General features: G+C 57.4%; 1 pseudogene. It reads right to left on the minus strand.

Annotated elements, in window-relative coordinates:
• A pseudogene (locus HMPREF2907_RS00150) lies at positions 1-976 on the minus strand (hypothetical protein); the annotation flags it as partial.

Raw genomic sequence — 976 nt, forward strand, 5'->3', positions numbered from 1 at the left:
TTTGCCCAGTGCCACTTTGTCGCCGACTTTGACGCCGTCGTTGTTCACAACGGTATCGCCTGCGGTGAAGCTGTCGGCTTTGAGGTTGGGTGCGGTCGCCACTTTGTAAGTGGTGCTGCCGTCGGCATTTTGCTCAGGTGTGACGACGATGTTGTCGTTGCCGCTGTCCACTTTGGATGTCGCTTTCGCTGCGGCTGCTTTGAGCTGCGCAACGTTCACTGCGTCGGTGTCGTCCGTACCTTTGGCTACGTTGGCAATTTTGTTGCCACCGTTGTTCAGACCGTCTTTGGTCAGGCTGACAGGTTTGCCTGCTTTGCCGTTGCCCACAGTCAGTCCGTTGTCGGTCAGAACGCTGCCGCCTACGGTTACTTTGTCGAAGGAGACGTCGTCTGAAGTCGCTACGGTGATGTGTTTACCGTCGCGGCTGACTTTGACGTTTTTGCCTTCTTTGAAGGTTACGGTGTCGCCTGCGCCGATTTTTTCAGACGAGGTTTCGTCGTTGGCGTTCAGGTTCCAACCTTTGTCGGCAGTTTCTTTGACTGCGGCAATGGCGTCGTGGACGTTGTCTTTGCCGGTACCGCCGAAGTCGGTAGTGGTCACGTTGCCGTTGTTGTTGGCCGCGTTACCGCCGAGGATTTTCGCCAGGTTGATTTGGGCTGCGTTCAACTGCTCTTCGCTTGCGGCTTGGCCTTTAGTGGCAAAGTCCGCACCGCCCAGGGTGGTGTTGCTCAGACCGGAAATCAGACCGGCAGTACCGTCGATTACGAGCGGTTTGTTGCCGTTGCCTGCTTTGCCGACGGTAATCTTGTCGGCCAGCGAGAAGCCGATGCCGTTTTCGTCGGCGCGGGTCAGGATGTTGCCGTCGCCTTTAACGCTCAGGCTGTCACCCAGTTTCTTCGCCCCAGTCGTGCCGTTGTCGGCGGCAAAAGTCAGGCCTTTGTTGTCCACCGCGTCTTTCGCCGCTACGCCTTTGGCG

The sequence above is a fragment of the Neisseria sp. HMSC055H02 genome (assembly GCF_001813335.1).
Classification (GTDB): Bacteria; Pseudomonadota; Gammaproteobacteria; order Burkholderiales; family Neisseriaceae; genus Neisseria; species Neisseria sicca_C.